Origin of the sequence: Methylobacterium sp. C1 (assembly GCF_001854385.1) — a bacterium.
In the GTDB taxonomy this organism is placed as follows: domain Bacteria; phylum Pseudomonadota; class Alphaproteobacteria; order Rhizobiales; family Beijerinckiaceae; genus Methylobacterium; species Methylobacterium radiotolerans.
Genome location: NZ_CP017640.1, coordinates 101483 through 124281, shown reverse-complemented (window position 1 = coordinate 124281; position 22799 = coordinate 101483). Strand labels below are relative to the sequence as shown.

Below are 22799 nucleotides of genomic sequence, written 5' to 3'. Positions count from 1 at the left end.
CCGGTCATCACGTCAGTCCCGGCGTTGCGCGAAGAACGCCCTGAGCAGGGCCGCCGCCTCGCGCTCGCGGAAACCACCGTAGACTTCCGGCGCGTGGTGACAGGTCGGCTGGTCGAAGACGCGCGGCCCGTGCTCGACCCCGCCCCCCTTCGGATCGGCCGCGCCGTAGTAGAGCCGCCGGATCCGGGCGAAGGATATCGCGCCGGCACACATCGGGCACGGTTCCAGGGTGACGTAGAGATCGCAGCCGACGAGGCGCTCGGTGCCGAGCGTGGCGCAGGCCGCGCGGATCGCCAGGATCTCCGCATGCGCCGTCGGATCGTGCAGTTCGCGCGGCCGATTGTGGGCGACCGCCAGGACGGTCCCGTCCCGGACCACCGCGGCGCCGACCGGGACCTCCCCGGCCGCGGCCGCGGCGCGGGCGGCCGCGAAAGCGTGATCGAGCGCGGTCAGGCTTCCGGACGCTTCCGCCCTGGCCGGATGGATCGGATCGGCAGCCAAGCTGTTCTCATTCCACTGACGCGACGGGCATCGGGCAGCGGGCTCGCCTGATCCAGGTCAATGTTAAGGCCTGGAACATTCCGCCGACCGTGACCGTTTCAGGAACCAGTGCGGCGTCGCCGCAGATCGAGCAAGAGGACAACGCCATGAGCAGCACCACCGACAAGATCAAGGGCGTCGCCAACGAGGCCCTCGGCAAGGCCAAGCAGGGCATCGGCGACGTGACCGGCAACGACAAGCTCAAGGCCGAGGGCGCCGCTCAGGAGCTCAAGGGCAAGGCCCAGGGCACGGTCGGCGACGCCAAGAGCGCGGTGAAGTCCGCCACCGACAAGCTCTGATCGTCGAGCGCGACCGGAACGGAACCCGCCGCGCGCGGGTTCCACAACTGAACCGACCCGAATAACGCGAGGATGCCATGATCGGTTGGGCTGTCACGTTTCTCGTCGTCGCTCTCGTGGCGGCGCTCCTCGGTTTCGGCGGCATCGCCGGCACGGCGATGGAGGCGGCCAAGATCGTCTTCTTCGTGGCGATCGCGCTGTTCCTGATCTCCGCCGTGTTCGGTGTGATGCGCGGGCGTTCGCCCAGGCTCTGACGCCGACGGGTCCCCGACCCGCGATCCGGTCTTCGAGGCGGTCCCAGCGGGCCGCCTCTTTGCGTTGAGGGCACCTGCCCCCGTGCACAACCCGTCTCGCCTGTCGAGACCGGCTCTGATAAGCGGCAAGCATGAGCGACTTGCCGAACGACGATAAGCCGGAGGGGACCGCCCGTCCGGCCCCCGAGTCAGCGCGCACCGAGGGTTGGGCGCCGCCGACCGATGCGGGCCGCGCCGACACCGAGGGCGACGGGTCCGCCAAGTCCGCCGCGAAGAAGGCCGCCCGAAAGGCCAAGCCGCAGCCTCCTCAGCAGACGGTCCCTGCGCCGGAGCCCGAACCCGCCTCGTCCGCCGACACCGAGGGCCTGATCGAGACGCCGCCCGGCGAGCGCATCGCGAAGGCGATGGCTCGGGCTGGCATCGCCTCGCGGCGCGACGCCGAGACGATGATTGTGGCCGGACGCGTGAGCGTCAACGGCGAGACGCTGACGTCCCCCGCCCGCAACGTCACCGAGAACGACCGCATCCTGATCGATGGCGAGCCGATGCCGTCGCGGGAGCGCAGCCGCCTGTGGATCTTCCACAAGCCGCGGGGCGTGGTGACGACCGCCCGGGATCCGGAGGGCCGGCAGACGGTGTTCGACGTGCTCCCGGAGGATCTACCCCGGGTCGTGGCTGTCGGACGGCTCGACATCAACACCGAGGGGCTGCTGCTCCTCACCAACGATGGTGGGCTCGCCAAGGTGATCGCGCATCCTGACACGGGCTGGCTGCGCCGCTACCGGGTCCGCGCCCACGGCGACACCGATCAGGCCCAACTCGACCGGCTGGCCAAGGGCGTCACCATCGACGGGATGGAGTACGGCCCCGTCGAGGCGACGCTCGACCGGGTGCAGGGCGACAACGTCTGGCTGACACTCGGCCTGCGCGAGGGCAAGAACCGCGAAGTCAAGCGCATCCTGGAGCATCTCGGGCTCTCGGTGAACCGGCTGATCCGGCTCTCCTTCGGGCCGTTCCAGCTCGGCGACCTAGAAGTCGGTCTGGTCGAGGAGGTGCGGACCCGCGTGCTCAAGGATCAGCTCGGCAAGAGCCTCGCCGAGCAGGCCGGCGTGGATTTCGACAGCCCGGTCCGCGAGCCGATCGCGCCGTTCGGCGGCACCCGCCCGGCGGATCGCGATGCCAAGTCCGCGCAGCCGGCGCCGGCCCGGCGCAACGCCGCGCGTCCCGCGCCGGCGCCGCGCGTCTCGACCGGAGGCGCCGGTCCCGGACCGCGTAGCTCCACGTGGCGCGATGAGGACGCGGCGAAGCCCCGGGGCACGCGCGTGCCCCGGCGCGGCGCGGATCCCCGGACCGCACAGGCGGCCGCGGCGGAACGCGGCCGCGAGCGCGTCGGCTCGATCCGCGCCGGTGAGCGCCGGGTCGTCGTCGAGCGGCTGTCCGCCACACCGGCGGAGCCGGCCCCCGTCGCCAAACCGAAGCGCCGCTTCGCCGACCGCGGAGCGCCGGAGCGACAGGAACGCCCCGCCGGTCCGCGCAACGAGCGCCGCGGCGACGAGCGCCCGCGTCGCGAGACCGCGCGGAGCGACGCACCGCGTGACGAGCGGCGATTCGACGAGCGCGGCGGCAAGTCCGGAGGACGGCGCGAACGGACGTTCGAGGCCGGGCCGACCGAGGGGACGTCGCGCAAGCCGGGCGGGTTCCGCGGCTCGAAGCCGGCCGGCGCTGGGGGCAAGCCCGCGTTCGGCGGCCCGAAGACGGGGGCGCCGCGTCCCGGCGGAAGTCGCCCCGGTGGCAAGCCCGGCGGATTCACCGGTAAGGCGGGCGGCCAGGGCACCGGCGGCGCGCCGAGCGCGGGCGGCCGTCCCGGTGCGCCGCGCGGCGGCGCCGGCCGGCGGCGGCCCCCGCGGGACGCGATGAGGATCGTCGGCGGCGCGTGGCGAGGCCGCCGGCTTGCCGCGCCGCGCACCGACGCCATCCGGCCGACCTCGGACCGGCTGCGCGAGTCGGTGTTCAACGTGCTCGCGCACGCCTATGACGACGCCGTGGCCGGCGCCCGGGTCCTCGACCTGTTCGCCGGCACGGGCGCCCTCGGCTTCGAGGCGCTGTCGCGGGGCGCGACCTACGCCCTCCTCGTCGACGAGGGCGCCGAGGCGCGCGCGGTGATCCGCGAGAATATCGAGGCCCTCGGTGCCGAAGGCGTGACGCGCCTGTTCCGGCGGGACGCGACCCGCCTCGGCCCGGCTTCCACAGCGGGCACCTTCTCGCTTGTCTTCTGCGATCCGCCCTACGGCCGCGATCTCGCGCCCCGCGCCCTGAGAAGCGCCGCCGAGGGCGCGTGGCTCGCGCCGGGGGCTCTCATCGTCGTCGAGGAAGTCGAGGCCGCTCAGCTCGTCTGGCCGGCCGGCTTCGCGGAGCTGGAGCGGCGCGTCTACGGCGACACGGCCGTGGCGATCGCCCGGTTCGCCGCCTGAATCGCCCCTAGTCCCGAATGCTCGGAGCCGGATCCGCAGCGCCGACCTGGGGCCCGAAATGGATCGCCAGCCAGACGGTGGGCGATTCGGTCCATTCGACACGGTGCCGACGATGGGGCGCGATCAGCACGGCGTCGCCCGCGACCAGGCGACGGGCCTGAGCCTCATCGGCGAACCGCAGGTCGGCCGCGCCCGTCAGGACAGCGACCCATTCGGCATGCGGCTGGTCGTAGTAGAAGCCCGGCGGGCTCGCCTGACCGGTTGAGACGATGCGCTCCACCCGCAGGCCCGCATCCGAGACCAGGACCGACACGATCTCGTCGTCCGCCCGGAGCGGCAGATCGGCGAGCAGACGGGTCACGCGTGTCGGGAGTGGATCCATGACCCCGCCTGGAGGGCGCGCGTGACGCCGGTTCGGCGCCAGGCGACGCCGCATGTCATGCGTTGCGCGACGGGCCGGGCGCCTGCGCTGCCGCCTCGTCCGCCGACCGGGTATGGCCGATCCGCGCCGCGGACTTCACGAGCGAGAGCACGTCGCGGCGCATCTGATCGTCGGCGATCTGATTGTACGCCCGGAGCAATTCGACGGCGCCGGCAACGCGCAGGAGCGCGGGACCGCTATCGGTCGTCGCCTCGGGCTCCGGCTCGAAGAAGCTCGAGACCGGAACCCCGAGCCGCTCGGCGATGGCCTGGAGGCGACCGGCACCGACACGATTCTTACCGGTCTCGTATTTCTGGACCTGCTGGAAGCTGACGCCCAGCGCGCTGGCCAGCGCGGACTGGCTCAGCCCGTTCGCCGCCCGAAGGAACGCGATGCGGCTGCCGACCCCGTGATCGATGGCTGTGGTCTGCTTCGGCTTGGGGGTTGGGTTCGCCATAGTTGGTAGTCCGGATGTTCTTGCTGTTGGCAGGCTTGCTCGCCCGGATCCGGGGCGCCAATCACAACCGACAGGTGCAACATTGCGCGGCCAAGATCCAGACCTGACATCTGTTAGTGCCACAGGTCAGCCGCGCGCGCAACGAATGGTTACGCTTTCGAAATCTTAGGTCCGGAAGACCGCGATCCGGGCCCTCCAATGCCCGCCAGCGGAACAACTCAAATACCGTGCCTAGTCAAATATAAGTGAGTTGGATCGGCTAAAAAATCACTTTCTAAGACTGTAGGGCGCGATCGGGTTGCCTACGCCGCGCTCGCCCATGGCGCCGATCCCTTCGAAGCCTGCGTGATGGGAAACGGTCGATTCACGGCGCGACGCCGCGCGATGCCGGCGGACTTACGCCGCCGGGCCGAGCCAGTCGGCGACGATTCGCAACTGCTCGTCGTCGAGCAGCGCCGGCGCGTGGCCGCAATCGGGGATCTCGACACGCCGCGTCGGCGGTCCCCGCCGGGTCATCTCGTCGGCGGTCGAGGCGAGGAGCAGTTCCGAGTGCGCACCGCGCAGGAGCAGGACCGGACAGGTGATCGCGTCCCAGTCGCGCCACATGCTCACGCTGTAGACGCGGCCCGGACGGAACGCGTCGCCGATGCCGGGATCGTAGTGGGGCCGCCAGCCGCCGTTCGGCTCCTGGAAGAAGCTGTGCTTGGCGATGTGTCGCCACTGCTCGTCGGTGAGCGGCCCGAAGGCACCCAGCACCGTGCGCAGGCGCGACTCGCCCGATGCGAGGTTGTGGTGGAGCCGGGGCGCGTCGCGCAGGCGCGATCCGATCTCGCGGATCGGCGCCCAGGGCAGGAACGGGCCGATATCGTTGATCACCATGCGGCGGATCGGGGACCGGGCGGCGGCGGCCAGGACCATGCCGGTCAGGCCACCGAGGGAGGTGCCGACCCAGTCGATCTTCCCGGGAACCCGGAGATGGGCGATGAGCGCGGCCATGTCGGCGGCGTATTGCGGCAGGCCGTAGAGTTCCGGATCCTTCAACCAGCCGCTCAGGCCGCGCCCGGGCAGGTCCGGGCAGATCACCCGGTAGCCGAGCTTCGCCAGCCGGTAGCCCAGGGCGTCGAAATCGCGGCCCTGGCGACTGAGGCCGTGGACGCAGACGACGACGTGCGGGCTGTCCGGGTCGCCCCACTCCACGTAGGCGATGCGGTGGAAATCGTGGGGTGCGTAGGCCTGGAAATGGCCGGTCCGGAACGGCACGTCGGCGCGGCATAGGTCGTCGAGCCGCGGCATGGTCTCGGGTCCGGTATCCGGCGCCGCGGTGCCGGCGGTCACGGGGTCTCCGTGCGCGCGGCAGCCTCGCGGGCGAGACGGCCGGTCGTCTGGTGGAGGTCGACCATCTGGTCGGTCAGCCGACGGGCCTGCTCCTGCAGGAACGCGATGTTCAGCGCCGCGACCTCGCGGGCGTCGGCCGCCTTGGCGACGCGGTCCGCGAAGTCCAGGCTCGCGCGGACATTGGTGTCGGACGCGACGAGCATCCGGTGACCGATCTCGCGCATCGCCGCCATGGCATGGACGGCGTTGTCCTCGAAGGCGTTGTATAGCCGGGCGCCGGCGGCATCCCACTGCTCGCGCATCCGGCGAGCACCCGCCACGTTGCTGTCGGTGAGCTGGTGCGCGGTCTCGCGGCTGGATCCCATCACCGAGCGCCAGCCCTCGAAGCTCTGCGCCATCGACGCCTCGAAGGCATTCAGAGCCATCTCGCCCGCCTCGGCGAAGCGCTCGTACGCCTCGCGCGCGCGGGCGACGCCGCTCTCGGCCACGGCGCGGCCGGTCTCCCCGGAGATCGTCGGCAGGTTGTCGTTCCCCACAATGGTCTCCCGGATGGGCCGGTCGCACGCGGCCTCGACGACGCATGGCTGGGATACGGGCATCCGCCAGCGCCGTTCCCCCGTCAACCGGGCCCTGTAACAGAATCCGCCCCCGGCCCACATTGTCCCGGCGACCGCGATTGACAGGCGGGGCGGCCGCGAAATCATCGTCGCGCGGAGCGCACGCCACGCCCGCCGCCCGATCAGAAGGCTGCACGATGACGGGAACCCGTCCGACCCGAGCCGAACTCCGTGAGAACGGCTCCCACCCGTTCGAGGCCGGGCTCGCGCGCCGGGCGGCCAACTACGTGCCCCTGACCCCCGTGAGCCTGCTGGCGCGGGCCGCCGCCGCGGCGGGCGCGCGGACCGCCGTGATCGACGGCGACCGGCGCCTCACCTACGCGGACCTCTACGCGCGCTGCCGGCGCCTGGCCGCGGGCCTCGCGGCCCGGGGGATCGGGCCGCTCGACACCGTGGCGATCCTTGCGCCGAACGTCCCGGAGATGATCGAGGCGCATTTCGCCGTGCCGATGCTCGGCGCGGTGCTGAACCCGCTCAACACCCGCCTCGACGCAGCGACGATCGCGTTCTCGCTGCGGCACGGGGGCGCCCGGGCGCTCCTCGTCGAGGCCGAGTATGCCGGTCTGGCCGCGCGCGCCCTGGCGGATCTCGCCGAGCCGATCCTCGTCGTGGCGATCGGCGATTCCGGGATCGACGGGGCGCTGTCCTACGGGGATCTGCTGGCGGAGGGCGATCCGGACTACGCCTGGGCCGGCCCCGAGGACGAGTGGCAGTCGCTCTGCCTGCTCTACACGTCGGGGACGACCGGCGACCCGAAAGGCGCCGTCTACAGCCATCGCGGCGGCTATCTTCAGGCCCTGGGCAACGCCGTGACCTTCGGCCTGACCGGCGAGAGCGTGTATCTCTGGACGCTGCCGATGTTCCACTGCAGCGGCTGGTCCTACCCCTGGGCGAGCGTCGCGGCCTGCGCCACGCAGGTTTGCCTCCGCAAGGTCGAGCCGGCGGCGATCTTCCGGCTGATCGCCGAGCACGGGGTGACGCATCTGTGCGGGGCGCCGATCGTCCTCTCGATGATCGCGCACGCCCCGGCCCAGGACCGGGTGCCGTTCCCACAGCGGGTGCGCTGCGCGGTCGGCGGCGCGGCGCCGTCCTCCACGATCATCCGCACCATGGAGGAGCTGGGCTTCCAGGTGACTCATCTCTACGGCGCCACCGAGAGTTACGGTCCCGCGACGGTCTGCCTGGCGCAGCCGGACTGGACCGACCTCCCCGATACCGAGCGCTACGCCCGCATGGCCCGGCAGGGCGTGCCCCTGGCGACCCTCGAGGCGGTGAGCGTGGCCGACACCGCGACCGACGTGCCGGTGCCGCGGGACGGCACGACGGTCGGCGAGATCCGTCTGCGCGGCAACACGGTGATGAAGGGCTACCTCGGCAACCCGGGGGCGACCGAGGCGGCCCTCGCCGACGGCTGGTACCGGACCGGCGACCTCGCGGTGTGGCATCCCGACGGGTCGGTGGAGATCAAGGACCGGGCGAAGGACATCATCATCTCGGGCGGCGAGAATATCTCCAGCCTGGAGGTGGAGGAGGTGCTCATGCGCCACCCCGCAGTGATGCTGGCGGCCGTCGTGGCGCGGCCGGATCCGACCTGGGGCGAGAGCCCGTGCGCGTTCCTGGAGGTGAAGCCCGGCACGAGCGTGCCGAGCGAGCAGGAGTTGATCGCGTTCTGTCGCGAGCACATGGCGCGGTTCAAGGTGCCGAAGACGGTCGTGTTCGGGCCTTTGCCGAAGACCTCGACCGGCAAGATCCAGAAATTCGTCCTGCGCGAGCAGGCGCGGGATCTCTGACCCGCGTCGGACCCGAGGACGAGCTCGTCCGGGGCGATCGCTACAGGCCGGAGACGAGGTGGCCGCCGTCGACCGCCAGGACGCTGCCGGTCATGTAGGCGCCGGCCTCCGAGGCCAGGAGCAGGAGCGGTCCGTCGAGCTCGGCCGCCTCCCCGAGCCGGCGCTGCGGGATGCGCCTGATCAGCGCCCGGCCGGCATCGGACTCGAAGAAGGCGTCGTTCAGCTCGGTCTTGATGTAGCCCGGCGCGAGGGCGTTCACCCGGATCCCGTAGCGGGCCCATTCGAGCGCGAGGCTCTTGGTGAGCTGGACCACCGCCGCCTTCGACGTGGCGTAGGGCGCGAGCCCGCCGGTGACGCGCAGCCCGAGGATCGACGCGATGTTGACGATGCTGCCGCCCGCGCCGTGCCGGACCATGCGCCGGCCGGTGGCCTGGGCGACCTGCCACACGCCCTTGAGGTTGGTGTCGAGCACCGCGTCCCAGTCGGACTCGGCAAGGTCGAGGGCCGGCTTCGTCGCCGTCACGCCGGCATTGTTCACCAGCACCGCCACCGGTCCGAACCGTTCCTCGGCGGCGTCAAGCGCGCGCTCGACGCTCGCGGCGTCGGTGACGTCCATGACGACGGCGTGGGCTTCACCGCCCGCCGACGCGACGCGGGCGACGGTCTCGGCGAGGGCATCGGCCCGGCGGGCGCCGAGCGACAGGCGCGCACCGGCGCGTGCCAGGGTTCCTGCGAAGTGACGGCCGAGGCCGCTGGAGGCGCCGGTGACGAGGACGTGGCGGCCGGCGAGGTCGAACGGGCCCGCCATCTCAGCGCACCGCGGCGAGGGCCGAGGCGACGCGCCGCGTGGCGGCCCGGCACGCGCCGGTGATGACGGGATCGGTCATGGCTCTGCGCCTCCCCTGAACGCGCCGCCGCCCTTGGACTGCGGCGTCGAAACCTGTTGTGGACCGGCGCCGTCCGGTCCGCCAGCCGGGCCGGTGCGCCCGCCCGCTCAACGACGTCCGAACAGCCGCTCGATGTCAGCGAGCTTCAGCTCGATCGAGGTCGGGCGCCCGTGATTGCACTGTCCGGAATTGGGCGTCGCCTCCATCTCGCGCAGGAGGGCGTTCATCTCCTCCGGCCGGAGGCGGCGCCCGGCCCGGATCGAGCCGTGGCAGCTCATGCGCGACAGGATCGCGTCGAGACGCCGCCCGAGCGGGCCGCCCTCCGTCGCGGCGACGCCGCTCTCCTCGTCGCCGCTGGCCTGCAGGGCGTCGAGGATGTCGGTGACGAGATCGCGCGTCGAGGCACCGATCAGCGCGGCCGGCACCTCGCGCACGAGCACCGCCCCCGGCCCGAACGCCTCGATGGACAGGCCCAGCCGGTCGAGATCCGGGGCGGCCGCGACGAGCCGGTCGGCCTCCTCGGGGCTCATCTCGACGACGTCCGGGATCAGGAGACCCTGCCGGGCGATGCCGCCGGCTTCCCGCTCAGTCTTCATCCGCTCGTAGACGAGGCGTTCGTGGGCGGCGTGCTGATCGACGATCACGAGGCCGTCACGGGTCTGGGCGAGGATGTAGGTCTCGTGGATCTGTGCGCGGGCGGCGCCCAGTGGATGATCGAGCGCCTCCGCGGCCTCGTCGGCGACGCGGGTATCGGCCTGGGGCGGGGCCGCCACGGCGACGGACTCAGGCCCGGTCCAGACGGCCTGAGCGGACTCGCCGAAGCCGGCCGGCTCGACCCGCGCCGGCTGCGGCGCCGGCCGCCACGCTGTGGACGGACGGTAACCGGACGGCGCCGCGACCGAGGGCGCGCCGCTGGGGAACGGGCCGGGACGGGTCGGCCGGAACAGGCTCGGTGCGGTGGCGCCGCTGTGGGTCGCGAGCGGTGGGCCGGCCGGCCGCAGGGCGTCGAGGGTCCGCGCGGCGCCCGTGGTGGCCGAGCGGGCGCCGCCGCGGCGCAGGGCGTCGTGGATCGCGCTCACGATCAGCGCCCGCACGAGGCCCGGCTCGCGGAAACGCACCTCGGTCTTGGCCGGGTGGACGTTGACGTCGACGAGGCTCGGGTCGCACGCGACGGCCAGGCCGAGGACCGGGTGCCGGTCGGACGCCAGGGTATCGGCGTAGGCGCCGCGGATCGCCCCGAGCAGGAGCCGGTCGCGCACCGGGCGGCCGTTCACCGCGAGGTGGATGTGGGTCGCCGCGCCGCGGTGGTAGGTCGGCAGGCCGACATGGCCGGTCACCGCGAAGCCCTCCCGGGCCAGGGAAACCGGCAGGGCGTTGGCGAGGAAGTCCTGTCCCAGCACCGCGGCGAGCCGGCGCAGCTCCGCTTCGGCCCCGGTCTCGGCCGGCAGGACCAGGGGCTGCCCGGCATCCGCCCTCAGGGTGAAGCGGATTCCGGGCTGCGTCGCGGCGAGGCGGCGCAGCGTCTCGGCGATGGCGGCGTTCTCGGCCCGGTCCGACTTGAGGAACTTGAGCCGCGCCGGGGTGGCGGCGAAGAGTTCGGTCACCTCGATCCGGGTGCCGCGCTGGGCCGGCGCCGGGCGGACCTGACCCTTCAGCCCCGCCTCGACCGTCAGGCTCGCCCCCGCCTCGGCCTCCGGCGTCCGCGTGACGATGGCGAGCCGCGACACCGCGCCGATCGACGGCAGGGCCTCGCCGCGGAAACCGAGGGTGTCGATCGCCGTGAGGTCGCCGCCCGGGAGCTTGGAGGTGGCGTGCCGCTCGACCGCGAGGTCGAGATCGTCCGGGGTCATGCCGCGGCCGTCGTCGACGACCCGGATCAGCCGGCGCCCTCCGGCCTCGACGGTGACCTCGATCGCCCGGGCCCCGGCATCGATCGCGTTCTCGACCAGCTCCTTCACGGCCGAGGCCGGGCGCTCGACCACTTCGCCCGCGGCGATGCGGTCGACGAGCACGGGATCGAGGCGGCGGACGGACGGCGCGGACAGGGATGTCATCGGCGCGCAGGATAGTCCCTGCGCGGCGGCGATCCAATCGCGGCGGCCGCGCCGTCTCTTCAGGCGCGGCGCTGCGACCCGCCCAGGGAGATGCGGCCGGTGCCGCCGCGCGCGCCGCGGCTCGCCGCCGCCACGGGACGGCGGGACAGGTCGTAGAGGACGTTTCCGACGAGGCCCGCGGTCCGCCGCAGGGTCGCGCCCTCGCAGGTCGCGGCGACGCGGACGCCGATCGCGTGGGTGTGGCTCCGGCCGTAGAGCCAGACGGCGAGTCGGGCGCGGGTCGCCTCCGGGATCCCGTCGAGCAGGAACGCGGCCCCCTCCGGATCGGCCTTGATCAGGCGGCCCACCACGTCCGGCTCGACCGGACAGTCGAGGGCGGGATCGTCGATGCTGAGCGTTCGATCCTGGTTCATGGCAGCCCCTGACAGTGCGGAGCCGTCAGGGTGGGCAGTCTTGGTTAACGAAAGCTCACCAGGGGTTGTGAGCCTTCATACCCTGGTGCAGGTCGCGACAGCGGCGTTGCGGCGGTGCAACCGGCACCTGCCCGGAAGCCCGACCCTAGAGCGGCCGGCGGATCATGCGGGCGATCAGTCCGACGATGCCCTCGCGGAACAGCAGAACGCAGAGCACGAAGACGCAGCCCTGGATGATCGTCACCCAGGCCCCGAACTGCGCGAGGTACGTCTCCATCGTGACGATCACCAGCGCGCCGACGATCGGACCGAACACCGTCCCCATGCCACCGACGAGGGTCATGAGCACCACCTCGCCCGACATCGACCAGTGCACGTCGGTGAGCGAGGCGAGCTGGAAGACGATCGCCTTGGTGGAGCCCGCGAGCCCGGCGAGCGTCGCCGAGAGGACGAACACGGCGAGCTTGTACTGGCTGGCGCGGTAGCCCAGCGAGATCGCCCTCGGCTCGTTGTCGCGGATCGCCTTCAGCACCTGCCCGAAGGGCGAGTGGATGATCCGGTAGATCAGCAGCATCCCGGCCATGAACACCACGGCCACGACCGCGTACATCACCCGGTCGTCCGCGAGGCTGATCGCGCCGAACAGGTTGCCGCGCGGCACCGCCTGGATGCCGTCCTCGCCGCCGGTGAACTTCGCCTGCAGGGAGAAGAAGAACACCATCTGGGCGAGCGCCAGGGTGATCATCGAGAAGTAGATGCCCTGCCGGCGGATCGCCAGGGCGCCGAAGACCAGCCCCAGCAGCGCGGCCGTGACCGTGCCGGCGAGGATCGCCAGCTCGGGCGTGAAGCCCAGGCTCTTAGCCGTGTAGGCGCAGAGGTAGCTCGCCATGCCGAAATAGGCGGCGTGGCCGAAGGAGAGCAGGCCGCCGTAGCCGAGCAGCAGGTTGAAGGCGAGCGCGAACAGCGCGAAGCACAGCACCTTCATCAGGTAGACGGGGTAGAGGACCAGCGGTGCTACGACGAGCAGCACGGCGATACCGACGAAGATGAGGCGGTGGAGCGCCTTGTCGTCCCGGCTCGTCGGCAAGGCGGCGGCGATCGGGGCGGCGTCGAGGGCGGCGGTGTCGGCCATGGGGGTGCCTCAGATCGCGATCAGGCCGTGCGCCCGAACAGGCCGGCGGGTTTGACGAGCAGCACCAGCACCATGATCACGAAGATCACGGTGGCCGACGCCTCCGGATAGAACACCTTGGTGAGCCCCTCGACGAGGCCTAGGGTAAAGCCCGTGATCACCGAGCCGATGATCGAGCCCATGCCGCCGATCACCACCACGGCGAAGACCACGATGATGATGTCGGCGCCCATGTTGGGATTGACCGAGTAGATCGGCGCCGCCAGCACCCCGGCGAAGCCCGCGAGCGCGACGCCGAACCCGTAGGTCAGCGTCAGGAACAGCGGCACGTTCACCCCGAAGGCCTGGACCAGGGTCGGGTTCTCGGTGGCGGCCCGGAGGTAGGCGCCCAGCTTGGTCTTCTCGATGACGAGCCAGGTGGCGATGCAGACGGTGAGCGACGCCACCACCACCCAGGCCCGGTAGTTCGGCAGGAACATGAAGGGCAGGCGCTGACCGCCGGACAGCTCGGCCGGGATCGCGTAGGGCAGACCCGAGACGCCGTACTGGTTGCGGAAGAGGCCCTGGATGATCAGCGCGAGACCGAAGGTGAGCAGCAGGCCGTAGAGGTGATCGAGCTTGTAGAGCCGGGCGATGAGCACCCGCTCCAGCACGATGCCGAACGCGCCCACCACGATCGGGGCGAGCCCCAGCGCCCACCAGTAGCCGAGTCCGACGTAGGTGAGCAGCATCCAGGCCACGAACGCGCCCATCATGTAGAGCGCGCCGTGGGCGAAGTTGATGATGTTGAGGAGCCCGAAGATGATCGCGAGCCCCAGCGACAGGATCGCGTAGAACGAGCCGTTGATCAGGCCGAGCAGCAATTGCCCGAACAGGGCCTGCGTCGGCACACCGAAGATCGTGGTCATGGCCGTTCTCCGCGCCCCGATCCCACCGTCAGCCCTTCACCAGCGGGCAGTTGCCCTCGTTGAGCGGCCGGAAGACCTGGTCGCCCGGGATAGTCTCGAGCTTCTTGTAGAGGTCCCATTCGCCCTTCGACTCGGCGGGCTTCTTGACCTCGAACAGGTACATGTCGTGGATCTTGCGGCCGTCCGCGCGGATCACGCCCTTGCCGAAGAGCGGGTCGTCGGTCGGCATCGCCTTCATCTTGGCGACCGTGGCGGCCCCGTCGGCGGTCGACTTCAGCTCGGCCACCGCTTTCAGGTAATGGAGCACGTCCGAGTAAACGCCCGCGTGGTTCGCGGTCGGCTTCGAGGCGTTCTTCATCTGCTTGGCGAACCGGTCCGAGAAGGCGCGGGTCTGATCGTTCAGGTCCCAGTAGAACGGCTCCGTCAGGACCAACCCCTGGGCGACCTTGGTACCCAGCGAGTGCACGTCCGACGAGAAGACCAGGAGGCCGGCGAGCGCCTGCCCGCCCTCGGTGATGCCGAACTCACCCGCCTGCTTGATCGCGTTGATCGTGTCGGTACCGGCATTCGCCAGCCCGATCACCTTGGCGCCCGACCCCTGCGCCTGCAGCAGGAAGGACGAGAAGTCGGAGGTCGGGAAGGGCGTCTTCACCGAGCCGACGACCTTGCCGCCGTTCTTGGTGATCACCGCGCTGGTGTCGCGCTGAAGGGTCTGGCCGAAGACGTAGTCGGCGGTGAGGAAGAACCACGTGTTGCCGCCGCGCTTCACCATCGCGCCGCCGGTGCCGTTGGCGAGCGCCACGGTGTCGTAGACCCAGTGGATCGTGTTCGGCGTGCATTGCGGCCCGGTGAGATCCGCCGTGCCGGCGCCGGTGTCGATGAAGACCTTGTTCTTCTCCTTGGTGACCTGGCTGATCGCCAGCGCCACCGAGGAGGTCACCCCGTCGGTGATCATGTCGACGGCGTCGCGGTCGTACCATTGGCGGGCGATCGCCGCGCCGACATCCGGCTTGTTCTGGTGGTCGGCGGAGACGATCTCGACCTTCAGGCCATGCTGCTCCGGCTTGAAATCCTCGACGGCCAGCTTCGCGGCGACCACCGAGCCCTCGCCGCTGATGTCCGAATAGGCGCCCGAGCGGTCGCCCAGGATGCCGATCTTCACGTTCGTCTGCGCGGCCGCAGTACCCATCATCAGGGCACCTGCGAGGGCAGCGAGGGTCACGGGCCGGGCGATGCGTCCGAACATTTCGTTTCCATCCTCCAGCGGCGCGGCGGATCTCCGCCGGCCGAGTATCGGGTCGCCGTTTGCTGGCGCTTCTACGGTTTTCGCGTACGGGATTCAGACGCCGAGATAGGCGTGCAGCTTGTCGATATTGGCGTCAAGCTCGGCATTGGGGATCATGTCGACCACCCGTCCCTGCTCGATCACGAAATGCCGGTCCGCCAAAGTCTGGGCGAAGCGGAAATTCTGCTCCACCAGAACGATGGTGTAGCCCTGGGCCTTCAATTGCTGGATGGTCCGGCCGATCTGCTGGACGATGACCGGCGCCAGACCTTCCGTCGGCTCGTCGAGCAGGATCAGCTTGGCGCCGGTGCGCAGGATGCGTCCGATCGCCAGCATCTGCTGCTCGCCGCCCGAGAGCTTGGTGCCCTGGCTGCCGGCGCGCTCCTTGAGATTCGGGAACAGAGTGTGGATCTCCGCCACCGACATGCCGCCGGGCTTCACCCGCGGCGGCAGCATCAGGTTCTCGTGGACCGTCAGGCTCGCGAAGATGCCGCGCTCCTCCGGCACGTAACCGATTCCGAGCCGCGCGATGTTGCGCGAGGCCATTCGGACCGTCTCGACGCCGTCGTAGACGATCGAGCCCGAACGCTTGCCGAGGATGCCGATGATCGCCCGCAGGGTCGTGGTCTTGCCGGCGCCGTTGCGGCCGAGCAGCGTGATCACCTCGCCCGCGCGCACGTCGATGTCGATGCCGTGGAGGACGTGGCTCTCGCCGTACCAGCCTTCGAGGCCGCGGACGGTCAGCAGCGCGCCGGTCGCGGCCGCCGGAGGTACCTTGAGAGCCGCCTCAGGCATGTCCCGCCCCGATATACGCTTCGACCACGCGCGGGTCCTTCGAGACCGTGGCGTAGTCGCCCTCGGCCAGCACCTGGCCGCGGGCCAGCACGGTGATCCGATCCGACAGGGAGGCGACCACGGAGAGGTTGTGCTCCACCATCAGGATCGTCCGATCCTTCGAGACCCTGCGGATGAGGGCCGCGGTCCGGTCAACGTCCTCGTGGCCCATGCCGGCCATCGGCTCGTCGAGCAGCAGCATCTCGGGATCGAGGGCGAGCGTCGTGGCGATCTCCAGCGCGCGCTTGCGCCCGTAGGAGAGTTCGACCGCCAGCACGTCGGCGAAGTCCGAGAGGCCCACCGCCTCGACGAGGGCGAGCGCCTCGCCGTTCAGCGCGCGCAGAACCCGCTCGGCCCGCCAGAAGTCGAAGGAATCGCCGCGCCGCCGCCGCTGCAGGGCGATGCGGACATTCTCCATCACCGTCAGGTGCGGGAACACCGCCGAGATCTGGAAGGAACGCACGAGACCGAGACGGGCGACGTCGGCCGCCTTCAGACCGGTGATGTCGCGATCCTTGTAGCGGATCGTGCCCGCGGTGGGGATCAGGAACTTGGTCAGCAGGTTGAAGCAGGTGGTCTTGCCGGCGCCGTTCGGCCCGATGAGGGCGTGGATGGTGCCGCGTTCCACTTGCAACGCCACGCCGTTGACGGCCCGGAATCCGCGGAATTCCATCGTCAGGCCATCGGTCGCCAGGATTACATCCCGTGCCAAGCGTGTCCCTCCCGGGTTTGATTTCTTGCCGCCATATCGCCGATCCGCGACGGCACAGTCCATCGCAAACGCTCGTGGCGGCGCGACAATCCCCCGGGAGTGATATCAGTCGCGGCCCGTGTCATGCGGGCGGCGGGACCGTGCTTGACCGCGCCGCGGCCCCCACTTAACTCAGACAATTCGAGACCACGGTCGTTAGAGGGATTTCAGCATGGTCGGTCGCGCGGCCTACATCGCCGTCGACTGGGGCACGACGAACCGGCGGGCCTTCGCCATGTCGGAAGCGGGAACCGTCCTCGACAGTTTGGGCGACGACCGCGGCATCCTTGCCCTGACGCCCGACGCGTATCCGGGGGAGATCGCGGCCCTGCGCGCGCGGTTCGGGGCGCTTCCCATCATCGCCGTCGGCATGGTCGGCTCCAACCGCGGCTGGCAGGCGGCGCCCTACGTGGCCGCGCCGGCGACCCTGGCCGCCCTGGTCGATGCCTGCCTGGAGCCCGCCCCCGACGTCCGGATCGTTCCGGGGGTGGCCCTGCGGGACGGTGCGCGTCCCGACGTCATGCGGGGCGAGGAGATCCAGGTCTTCGGAGCGATCGGAGCGGGGGCGGCGCCCGCGACGGCCCTGTTCTGCCAGCCCGGCACGCACAACAAGTGGATCGAGACGGTCGACGGGGCCATCACCGATTTCACCACCGTGATGACCGGGGAATTCTTCGCCCTCCTCCGGACACACGGCATCCTGGCGGGAACCCTCGACGGCGCCGTCGAGGACGGGACGAGCTTCCGCGCGGGCGTCCGCCGCGGTCTCGCGTCCCGGAACCTCGCCGCTACCCTGTTCGAGGTCCGCTCGGGCCTGCTGCTCGAACGGCTCGGGCCCGGCGATGCCGCCGCCCATGCCAGCGGCATCCTGATCGGCGCCGATCTCGGCACCCGGGACGACCTGCAGCGGCGCCCGGTCCACCTGCTGGGCGGCGGCCACCTCGCGGCGCTCTACGCGGCCGCCATCACCGAAGCGAATGGGGATCCGGTGATCGTCCCCGACGGTTCAACCACGGCCGGTATCCACGCCATCTGGAGTCTGCGGGCATGACGATCCTCGAGCGGTTCGAGGCGGCCTTCGTGGCCTGCCCGCTCGTCGCGATCCTGCGAGGCCTCACGCCGGACGAGGCACCGGATGTCGGCGAGGCCCTGGTCGGAGCCGGGTTCACCCTCGTCGAGGTGCCCCTCAACTCGCCCGACCCGCTGCGGAGCATCGCCGTGCTCGCCGAGCGCCTGCACGGGCGGGCGCTGGTCGGGGCCGGCACGGTCCTGACCCCGTCGCAGATCGGCGAGGTCGCCGCCGCCGGCGGGACCCTCGTGGTGTCGCCGAACGTCGATCCGGCCGTCATCGGCGCGACGGTCGCGGCGGGACTCGTCTCGCTACCGGGCTATCAGACCCCCACCGAGGCCTTCGCGGCCCTAGCGGCCGGCGCCACCGCGCTGAAACTGTTTCCGGCGGACGTCGCGACGCCGCTGGCGCTCAAGGCGCATCGCGCGGTCCTGCCGCCGGACACGCGGGTCCTGGCCGTCGGCGGGGTGATGCCCGAGAGCATCGCGGGCTGGCGGCAGGCGGGTGCCGACGGATTCGGGCTCGGGTCCAATCTGTACCGGCCCGGCAAAGCGGCGGCCGACGTCGCCCGCGACGCCGCGACCTACGTGGCGGCGTTCGAGCGCTCGATCTGAGAACACGGTCGGCTGTCCGCCCGAAGGTCGGCTCGTACGGTCGCAGCCGCCCGAACACGCCTGCGCGACGGGTCTATCGAAGGATCAGTGATAACCGGTCGCGGTCGGCCACGTCGCCGGCAGGAGAGGCGCCGCGCTATCGGCGATTCGCGATCTCGCGTGCCGGCCGCTCGGACCGGTCGACGACCGTCCGGCAGGCACCGCTCAGCGCCCCCCGCTTCTCGCGCAGGCAGAGGGTGATCGCTCCCGCGTTCGGGATCTGTGCCGCGCACAGGCGCATCACGTCCGGCGTGCAGGCAGCCCGGTCGGCGCTCGTCTCCGCCAGCGTCGGTGACGCGCCGACGAGGACGGCGACCAGAGCGAAGGGGGCAGATTTCATCGCGGTAGGTCTCCTGAGCGGATCGGGTGCAGCGAGCGGCCAAGCCTCGGCGTCCGGCGAGAACGCCGAGGCCGGAGAAGATATCCCGTCGCGCTTGTTTCAATCTGACGCAGGGCGTCGCCAGCGGCCCGGGACCGGCACCCTCAAGGCCGTCCGGCCGGTAGGATCGCTCCGGTCGTCGCGGGCTCGACCAAAGCTGCGCCGACAACCGCCTGTGTTTTCTGACGATCGAGCTTGTCCGCCGAGACGAGCGCGGCAGCGATCAGGGCCGACACTGCCAGCGTCGCCTTCACCACATCCCAGACCCGCGCCAGCATGGTCGAACCTCAACGGCGTCATCGAATGCGAGCGGCGGATCCGCCTCATCTATCCGCCCGACCTGCATCCTCGAACGCAGCCCTTCCCAAAACCTTTCTCGCGGAGCCGGAGACTGCATATCGACCATCGCGTGATGCAATCAGGTCTCACTCCACATCTCACGCAGGCGCCAGGCGCGGGGTCTCACCCGACCGTCGACTCCGCGGCCGCCTCGGCGGCCAGAGCCTCGAAGACCAGGGCGTGGCGTCGCGCCAGGGCATCGACATCGTGCGTGTAACCGCCGCCGATCACCGCGGCGAGGGCGATCCCGCGGGCACGAGCCTGGGCCACGACGAACCGATCGCGGGCGAGCAGGCCGTCATCGGTGAGGCAGAGACGGCCGAGGCGGTCGTCGCGATGGGGATCGACGCCCGCATTGTAGAAGACGAGATCCGGCGCGAACGCGTCGAGGAGCGGCGGCAGTCGGGCGCGCAGGACATCGAGGTAGCCGGCATCGTCGAGCCGGTCGGGCAGACCGATGTCGAGGTCGCCGGCGATCTTCTGGGCGGGATAATTGTTCTCGCAATGGATCGAGAGCGTGAACAGGTCGGGACTGAGCGCGAGGCAATCCGCGGTCCCATCGCCCTGATGCACGTCCAGATCCACCACGAGGACGCGCCGGACCAGACCTTCGGCCTGGAGGGTGCGGGCCGCCACCGCGACATCGTTCAGCACGCAGAAGCCGGCGCCCTGCTGGCGCCGCGCGTGGTGGCTGCCGCCGGCGGCGCTGCCCGCCAGCCCTTCCGCGAGGGCGAGGCGCCCGGCCAGGAGTGTGCCGCCCACCGACGCGCGCGAGCGACGGACCAGGGCGGCGTCGACCGGCAGGCCGATGGCCCGTTCGATCTCGCGGCCGACATCGCAGGCGAGCACCGCGTCCACGTAGGCGGGATCGTGCGCGCGCAGCAGGATGTCCGCGCTGGCCGGCTCCGGCGTGACGAAGCCCAGGGGTGCCAGGCCCTTGGCGACCAGCGTCTCGGCGAGCAGACCGTACTTGCGCATCGGGAAGCGGTGGCCGGACGGGAGCGGCGCCTCGTAGGCCGGGTGAAAGGTGATCGGCGGAATCACGCGGGGCAGCCCAGATCGGCCATGAGGCCCCGGGCCAGCGCCTCGCCGCTGTCGTAGGCCGCCTCGATCCGGGCTCCGAGGCACCAATCCCCGGCCGCGCCGACGCGCAGGTCCGGATCGTACAGGCAGGGCTTCTGGAGCGCCGTCTCGACCTGGGCGTAGCGCCAGCGATGCGCCTCCGCGTGCGACGGCCGGAGCCCGGTACCGAGAACGTCCTCGGCCGCCTCGAGAAGTTCGGCGACGACCGCCTCGCGCGCGGCCTCGAGGTGTCGGCGGGACCATTCCGGCGTCGCGTGCACCGTCAGCCGGCAACCGGCAGGTCGCCCGGGCTTCGAGGCATCGTGCGCGATCAGGCCGATCGGATCTGTCCGGGGCTCGATCAGGACATCCGGCGGCGACGCGTCCGTTGCCACCATGAGGGACCAGCAAGGCGCGTAGGAGGCGCGGCCGATGCCGGGCAAGGCGACACCCGACGCGTCGAGCAGCGTCGCGACCTGAGGGGCCGGGAAGGTGATCGCGATGCCGTCGAACGGGCCGTGGACGGTGCCGGACGCGTCCTCGACGTGCCAGCGCGGGCCCGCGCGTCGAAGCCGCACGACGGTCGTGGCGCTCGAGACCGGAAGCCCCCTGAGCAGGGCGCGGACGGGCTCGGTCATACCGGGCACACCCACATACCGGTCGGCGCCGGCCCAGGGCTTGACGATGCCCCGCTGCGCCCAGCATTCGAGCTGAGCCGCGAAGGCGGGACCGCGCGCCCGCATGAACTGCGCGCCATGATCGAACTGCATGTCACCGGCCCGCCGGGTCGCCATGCGCCCCCCGACCCCGCGCCCTTTATCGAGGACCTGGACGCGGAGCCCTGCCTGAGAGAGCCGGCGCGCTGCGGCCGCGCCGGCCATGCCGGCGCCGAGGACCGCGACAATTCCGTGCTGGTTCACGCCCTGCCCCGCCTCGCCGAACGGCCCTGACGACCGCGCGGCGGCGAAGATAGAGGACGCGATGCGCGACGTCAGAGCGACGGAATCGCGCTGCACGACGGATCGATGCGTCGCGACGCGGATCCGGTCGAGAAGTCCGACAGCGTCCCGCGTCGATCGGTGGCGCTCTGGTGCGGGTAGAGGGAATCGAACCCCCACGCCTTGCGGCTGGCGATTTTGAGTCGCCCGCGTCTACCAATTCCGCCATACCCGCGTGCCAGGGGCTCTTCGCATAGGTCGGCAGCTCCGGCCAAGTGTTGTTTTTGCGCGGGTCGTCGATCTGGCCAAGGTCTCGCACCTATGCTCAAAGGGCGGCCGATCGCTCAAATCGGGACCTTGAATGCTCCGCCGGCTCTACGCGTGGATCCTGGCCCTCAGTGACCGGCCGTCCGCGCCCTACGCGCTCGGCGCCGTGGCCTTCGCAGAAAGCTCCTTCTTCCCGGTGCCGCCGGACGTGATGCTGGTGCCGATGGCGGTTGCCCGGCCGGACCGGGTCTGGCTCTACGCCACGATCACGACGGTCGCCTCGGTCCTCGGCGGCCTCGTCGGCTACGCCATCGGGGCCCTGCTGTTCGACTCCGTCGGCGAGTGGCTCATCCGCCTCTACGGCCTGCAGAACTCGGCCGCGACGTTCCAGGATTCCTACGCGCGCTACGGCCACTGGGTGATCCTGCTGAAGGGACTCACGCCGATCCCCTACAAGCTCGTCACGATCACGTCGGGCTTCGCGCACTACAGCCTGTTCTGGTTCACGATCCTGTCGATCGTGACCCGCGGCGCCCGCTTCTTCATTCTCGCCGGATTGCTCGGGCGCTACGGTGTGCAGATCCGCGGCGTGCTCGACCGACACCTGAACGCGGTCGCGGCGATCTCCGTCGCCGTCATCGTCCTCGGCTTCCTGCTCTTTAAGGTAATCCTGTAGCGATGAACACGGCGGCTGCCCTGCGCCTCAAGACCGCTGGCCTCTGGCTCGCGATCGCCTCCGCCCTCACGGTCGGGGCCGCGCTCGTGCTCCAGTACGGATACGGCTACGCGCCGTGCAAGCTCTGCCTGACCGAGCGTCTGCCCTACTACGCCGCCGTACCGCTGGGCCTGCTGGCCCTGTTCCTGCCGGAGCGTCTGGCGCGGATCGCCCTCGGGCTCGCCGCTCTCGGCCTCCTCTACGGGGCCGGGATCGGGGTCTACCACGCCGGCGCGGAATGGGGCTTCTGGCCCGGACCCGCCGATTGCGGCGGCGGCACCGGCGCCAATCCGGGTCAGATCGGCGACTTCCTCAACAGCCTGCAGACCACGAAGGTCGTCGACTGCTCGGTGGCCGCGCTCCGGGTGCTGGGCGTGTCGCTCGCCGGCTGGAGCGCCGTGATCTCGGCCGTGCTGGCCTCGTTCGCGGGGACCGCCGCCCTGCGTCCCTGACGCGTCCCGGCCGGCGGAACCGCTCAGTTCCGGTCGTCGGGCAGGATCGGGATCGCCGCCACCTCGATGCCCTCGTCGATCAGGGCGCGCGCCTCCGCGGGGCTCGCCTCGCCGTAGATCGAACGCCCCTCCGCCTCGCCGTAGTGGATCTTGCGCGCTTCCTCGGGAAAGCGCGCCCCGACATGCTCGGAATTCGCCACGACGTGCTCCCGGAACGCGCGCAGCATCGCCCGCATCTGACGCTCCGGCTCGGCGACCATGGTCACGGGTGCGTCCGCCCTGGGAACCGGCGCGGGCGCGCGGTCCCGATCCGTGCGGGCGACGCTCGGCACCATCAGGGCCTTGCTGACCTTGGCGCTGTCGCAGACCGGACACGTCACGAGGCCGCGTGCGACCTGGGTGTCGTAGGAATCGGAGGACGGGAACCAGCTCTCGAAGCCGTGCCCGGTGTCGCAGACGAGACTGTACTGGATCATT

General features: G+C 71.0%; 26 protein-coding genes, 1 tRNA gene and 1 pseudogene. 9 read left to right on the top strand and 19 right to left on the bottom strand.

Translation table 11 applies throughout. The features are described 5' to 3' along the window. Nucleotides 1-12 precede the first annotated feature (12 nt). The gene (locus BKE41_RS00590; RefSeq protein WP_012317099.1) at nt 13-501 is read right to left on the bottom strand and encodes a nucleoside deaminase; all 489 of its coding nucleotides are present in this window, start codon (nt 499-501) and stop codon (nt 13-15) included. 146 nt (nt 502-647) lie between these two features. Between BKE41_RS00590 and BKE41_RS00585 the strand changes: the two genes are divergently transcribed. The 4 genes and pseudogenes from BKE41_RS00585 (at nt 648) to rsmD (ending at nt 3564) form a co-directional block, all read left to right on the top strand. Further along, nucleotides 648-839: a CsbD family protein gene (locus tag BKE41_RS00585; RefSeq protein WP_012317098.1), complete on the top strand. Its 192-nt coding sequence runs from the start codon at nt 648-650 to the stop codon at nt 837-839. 77 nt (nt 840-916) lie between these two features. Next, nucleotides 917-1093 (top strand): DUF1328 domain-containing protein, encoded by a 177-nt coding sequence (locus BKE41_RS00580; protein WP_012317097.1) that lies wholly within the window; start codon nt 917-919, stop codon nt 1091-1093. A gap of 131 nt (nt 1094-1224) precedes the next feature. Continuing rightward, nucleotides 1225-3000: pseudogene (locus BKE41_RS00575) on the top strand (pseudouridine synthase); the annotation flags it as partial. 6 nt (nt 3001-3006) lie between these two features. Further along, a complete protein-coding gene (gene rsmD / locus BKE41_RS31850; protein ID WP_012317095.1) occupies nt 3007-3564 on the top strand; it encodes a 16S rRNA (guanine(966)-N(2))-methyltransferase RsmD in 558 nt (185 codons plus the stop codon). 7 nt (nt 3565-3571) lie between these two features. On the opposite strand, the gene BKE41_RS00570 is transcribed toward rsmD, so the two are convergent. The 4 genes from BKE41_RS00570 to BKE41_RS00555 all read right to left on the bottom strand — a co-directional run bounded on the left by BKE41_RS00570 (nt 3572) and on the right by BKE41_RS00555 (nt 6313). Beyond that, nucleotides 3572-3946, bottom strand: a complete 375-nt coding sequence (locus BKE41_RS00570; RefSeq protein ID WP_012317094.1) for a cupin domain-containing protein — start codon at nt 3944-3946, stop codon at nt 3572-3574. Between the two features lie 55 nt (nt 3947-4001). After that, the gene (locus BKE41_RS00565) at nt 4002-4442 is read right to left on the bottom strand and encodes a helix-turn-helix transcriptional regulator (protein WP_012317093.1); all 441 of its coding nucleotides are present in this window, start codon (nt 4440-4442) and stop codon (nt 4002-4004) included. A 396-nt stretch (nt 4443-4838) separates the two neighbouring features. Then, nucleotides 4839-5777 carry an alpha/beta hydrolase gene (locus BKE41_RS00560; RefSeq protein ID WP_043072898.1) on the bottom strand — a complete coding sequence of 313 codons (939 nt, stop codon included), beginning with the start codon at nt 5775-5777 and terminating at the stop codon, nt 4839-4841. Further along, nucleotides 5774-6313, bottom strand: coding sequence for a phasin family protein (locus BKE41_RS00555; protein WP_012317091.1), 540 nt, complete (start codon nt 6311-6313; stop codon nt 5774-5776). The genes BKE41_RS00560 and BKE41_RS00555 overlap by 4 nt, the downstream gene beginning before the upstream one ends. Before the next feature lie 218 nt (nt 6314-6531). Between BKE41_RS00555 and BKE41_RS00550 the strand changes: the two genes are divergently transcribed. Beyond that, the gene (locus BKE41_RS00550) at nt 6532-8184 is read left to right on the top strand and encodes an AMP-binding protein (RefSeq protein WP_012317090.1); all 1653 of its coding nucleotides are present in this window, start codon (nt 6532-6534) and stop codon (nt 8182-8184) included. A gap of 40 nt (nt 8185-8224) precedes the next feature. On the opposite strand, the gene BKE41_RS00545 is transcribed toward BKE41_RS00550, so the two are convergent. From BKE41_RS00545 to BKE41_RS00510, 8 genes are all read right to left on the bottom strand, one after another. After that, complete coding sequence (locus tag BKE41_RS00545) at nt 8225-8992, bottom strand: glucose 1-dehydrogenase (RefSeq protein WP_053620428.1); 768 nt, start codon at nt 8990-8992, stop codon at nt 8225-8227. A 186-nt stretch (nt 8993-9178) separates the two neighbouring features. Next, nucleotides 9179-11125 carry a DNA mismatch repair endonuclease MutL gene (gene mutL, locus BKE41_RS00540; protein WP_024827893.1) on the bottom strand — a complete coding sequence of 649 codons (1947 nt, stop codon included), beginning with the start codon at nt 11123-11125 and terminating at the stop codon, nt 9179-9181. Nucleotides 11126-11184: 59 nt separating this feature from the next. After that, a complete protein-coding gene (locus tag BKE41_RS00535) occupies nt 11185-11538 on the bottom strand; it encodes a hypothetical protein (protein ID WP_012317087.1) in 354 nt (117 codons plus the stop codon). Nucleotides 11539-11683: 145 nt separating this feature from the next. Further along, nucleotides 11684-12670 (bottom strand): branched-chain amino acid ABC transporter permease, encoded by a 987-nt coding sequence (locus BKE41_RS00530; protein ID WP_024827894.1) that lies wholly within the window; start codon nt 12668-12670, stop codon nt 11684-11686. 20 nt (nt 12671-12690) lie between these two features. Next, nucleotides 12691-13578: a branched-chain amino acid ABC transporter permease gene (locus BKE41_RS00525; RefSeq protein ID WP_012317085.1), complete on the bottom strand. Its 888-nt coding sequence runs from the start codon at nt 13576-13578 to the stop codon at nt 12691-12693. A 28-nt stretch (nt 13579-13606) separates the two neighbouring features. After that, a complete protein-coding gene (locus BKE41_RS00520) occupies nt 13607-14824 on the bottom strand; it encodes an ABC transporter substrate-binding protein (protein WP_012317084.1) in 1218 nt (405 codons plus the stop codon). Between the two features lie 93 nt (nt 14825-14917). After that, nucleotides 14918-15658 carry an ABC transporter ATP-binding protein gene (locus tag BKE41_RS00515; protein WP_012317083.1) on the bottom strand — a complete coding sequence of 247 codons (741 nt, stop codon included), beginning with the start codon at nt 15656-15658 and terminating at the stop codon, nt 14918-14920. Next, entirely contained in the window at nt 15651-16409 is a 759-nt protein-coding gene (locus BKE41_RS00510; RefSeq protein WP_012317082.1) for an ABC transporter ATP-binding protein, read from the bottom strand. The genes BKE41_RS00515 and BKE41_RS00510 overlap by 8 nt, the downstream gene beginning before the upstream one ends. Nucleotides 16410-16620: 211 nt before the next feature. Here BKE41_RS00510 and BKE41_RS00505 point away from each other — a divergent pair, with 211 nt between their 5' ends. Continuing rightward, the gene (locus BKE41_RS00505) at nt 16621-17499 is read left to right on the top strand and encodes a 2-dehydro-3-deoxygalactonokinase (RefSeq protein WP_024827898.1); all 879 of its coding nucleotides are present in this window, start codon (nt 16621-16623) and stop codon (nt 17497-17499) included. Further along, the gene (locus tag BKE41_RS00500) at nt 17496-18131 is read left to right on the top strand and encodes a 2-dehydro-3-deoxy-6-phosphogalactonate aldolase (RefSeq protein ID WP_029359143.1); all 636 of its coding nucleotides are present in this window, start codon (nt 17496-17498) and stop codon (nt 18129-18131) included. Before BKE41_RS00505 ends, BKE41_RS00500 begins: the two co-directional genes overlap by 4 nt. Before the next feature lie 136 nt (nt 18132-18267). Here the strand turns inward: BKE41_RS00500 and BKE41_RS00495 are convergent, their stop codons facing one another. From BKE41_RS00495 to BKE41_RS00480, 5 genes are all read right to left on the bottom strand, one after another. Continuing rightward, a complete protein-coding gene (locus BKE41_RS00495; protein ID WP_012317079.1) occupies nt 18268-18510 on the bottom strand; it encodes a hypothetical protein in 243 nt (80 codons plus the stop codon). 143 nt (nt 18511-18653) lie between these two features. After that, complete coding sequence (locus BKE41_RS31500; protein WP_012317078.1) at nt 18654-18827, bottom strand: hypothetical protein; 174 nt, start codon at nt 18825-18827, stop codon at nt 18654-18656. 184 nt (nt 18828-19011) lie between these two features. Then, nucleotides 19012-19929, bottom strand: coding sequence for a histone deacetylase (locus BKE41_RS00490; protein ID WP_059409015.1), 918 nt, complete (start codon nt 19927-19929; stop codon nt 19012-19014). After that, nucleotides 19929-20831, bottom strand: a complete 903-nt coding sequence (locus BKE41_RS00485) for an FAD-dependent oxidoreductase (protein WP_043342882.1) — start codon at nt 20829-20831, stop codon at nt 19929-19931. The genes BKE41_RS00490 and BKE41_RS00485 overlap by 1 nt, the downstream gene beginning before the upstream one ends. 207 nt (nt 20832-21038) lie before the next feature. Continuing rightward, nucleotides 21039-21123: transfer RNA gene (locus BKE41_RS00480), tRNA-Leu, on the bottom strand. A gap of 126 nt (nt 21124-21249) precedes the next feature. Here BKE41_RS00480 and BKE41_RS00475 point away from each other — a divergent pair. Both BKE41_RS00475 and BKE41_RS00470 read left to right on the top strand, forming a co-directional pair. Further along, on the top strand, nt 21250-21831 hold the full coding sequence (locus tag BKE41_RS00475; protein ID WP_012317075.1) for a YqaA family protein: 582 nt from the start codon (nt 21250-21252) through the stop codon (nt 21829-21831). Between the two features lie 2 nt (nt 21832-21833). Next, nucleotides 21834-22322 carry a disulfide bond formation protein B gene (locus BKE41_RS00470; RefSeq protein WP_012317074.1) on the top strand — a complete coding sequence of 163 codons (489 nt, stop codon included), beginning with the start codon at nt 21834-21836 and terminating at the stop codon, nt 22320-22322. A 23-nt stretch (nt 22323-22345) separates the two neighbouring features. On the opposite strand, the gene BKE41_RS00465 is transcribed toward BKE41_RS00470, so the two are convergent. After that, nucleotides 22346-22798 (bottom strand): DUF1178 family protein, encoded by a 453-nt coding sequence (locus tag BKE41_RS00465; protein WP_070998250.1) that lies wholly within the window; start codon nt 22796-22798, stop codon nt 22346-22348. Between the last annotated feature and the right edge of the window lies 1 nt (nt 22799).

Bases quoted from the DNA above. Each gene is read 5' to 3' on its own strand.
- BKE41_RS00585 (WP_012317098.1), top strand. From the start codon at position 648: ATGAGCAGCACCACCGACAAGATCAAGGGCGTCGCCAACGAGGCCCTC.
- BKE41_RS00580 (WP_012317097.1), top strand. From the start codon at position 917: ATGATCGGTTGGGCTGTCACGTTTCTCGTCGTCGCTCTCGTGGCGGCG.
- rsmD (WP_012317095.1), top strand. From the start codon at position 3,007: ATGAGGATCGTCGGCGGCGCGTGGCGAGGCCGCCGGCTTGCCGCGCCG.
- BKE41_RS00570 (WP_012317094.1), bottom strand. From the start codon at position 3,946: ATGGATCCACTCCCGACACGCGTGACCCGTCTGCTCGCCGATCTGCCG.
- BKE41_RS00565 (WP_012317093.1), bottom strand. From the start codon at position 4,442: ATGGCGAACCCAACCCCCAAGCCGAAGCAGACCACAGCCATCGATCAC.
- BKE41_RS00550 (WP_012317090.1), top strand. From the start codon at position 6,532: ATGACGGGAACCCGTCCGACCCGAGCCGAACTCCGTGAGAACGGCTCC.
- BKE41_RS00545 (WP_053620428.1), bottom strand. From the start codon at position 8,992: ATGGCGGGCCCGTTCGACCTCGCCGGCCGCCACGTCCTCGTCACCGGC.
- mutL (WP_024827893.1), bottom strand. From the start codon at position 11,125: ATGACATCCCTGTCCGCGCCGTCCGTCCGCCGCCTCGATCCCGTGCTC.
- BKE41_RS00535 (WP_012317087.1), bottom strand. From the start codon at position 11,538: ATGAACCAGGATCGAACGCTCAGCATCGACGATCCCGCCCTCGACTGT.
- BKE41_RS00530 (WP_024827894.1), bottom strand. From the start codon at position 12,670: ATGGCCGACACCGCCGCCCTCGACGCCGCCCCGATCGCCGCCGCCTTG.
- BKE41_RS00525 (WP_012317085.1), bottom strand. From the start codon at position 13,578: ATGACCACGATCTTCGGTGTGCCGACGCAGGCCCTGTTCGGGCAATTG.
- BKE41_RS00520 (WP_012317084.1), bottom strand. From the start codon at position 14,824: ATGTTCGGACGCATCGCCCGGCCCGTGACCCTCGCTGCCCTCGCAGGT.
- BKE41_RS00515 (WP_012317083.1), bottom strand. From the start codon at position 15,658: ATGCCTGAGGCGGCTCTCAAGGTACCTCCGGCGGCCGCGACCGGCGCG.
- BKE41_RS00505 (WP_024827898.1), top strand. From the start codon at position 16,621: ATGGTCGGTCGCGCGGCCTACATCGCCGTCGACTGGGGCACGACGAAC.
- BKE41_RS00500 (WP_029359143.1), top strand. From the start codon at position 17,496: ATGACGATCCTCGAGCGGTTCGAGGCGGCCTTCGTGGCCTGCCCGCTC.
- BKE41_RS00495 (WP_012317079.1), bottom strand. From the start codon at position 18,510: ATGAAATCTGCCCCCTTCGCTCTGGTCGCCGTCCTCGTCGGCGCGTCA.
- BKE41_RS31500 (WP_012317078.1), bottom strand. From the start codon at position 18,827: ATGCTGGCGCGGGTCTGGGATGTGGTGAAGGCGACGCTGGCAGTGTCG.
- BKE41_RS00485 (WP_043342882.1), bottom strand. From the start codon at position 20,831: ATGGCCGGCGCGGCCGCAGCGCGCCGGCTCTCTCAGGCAGGGCTCCGC.
- BKE41_RS00475 (WP_012317075.1), top strand. From the start codon at position 21,250: ATGCTCCGCCGGCTCTACGCGTGGATCCTGGCCCTCAGTGACCGGCCG.
- BKE41_RS00470 (WP_012317074.1), top strand. From the start codon at position 21,834: ATGAACACGGCGGCTGCCCTGCGCCTCAAGACCGCTGGCCTCTGGCTC.
- BKE41_RS00465 (WP_070998250.1), bottom strand. From the start codon at position 22,798: ATGATCCAGTACAGTCTCGTCTGCGACACCGGGCACGGCTTCGAGAGC.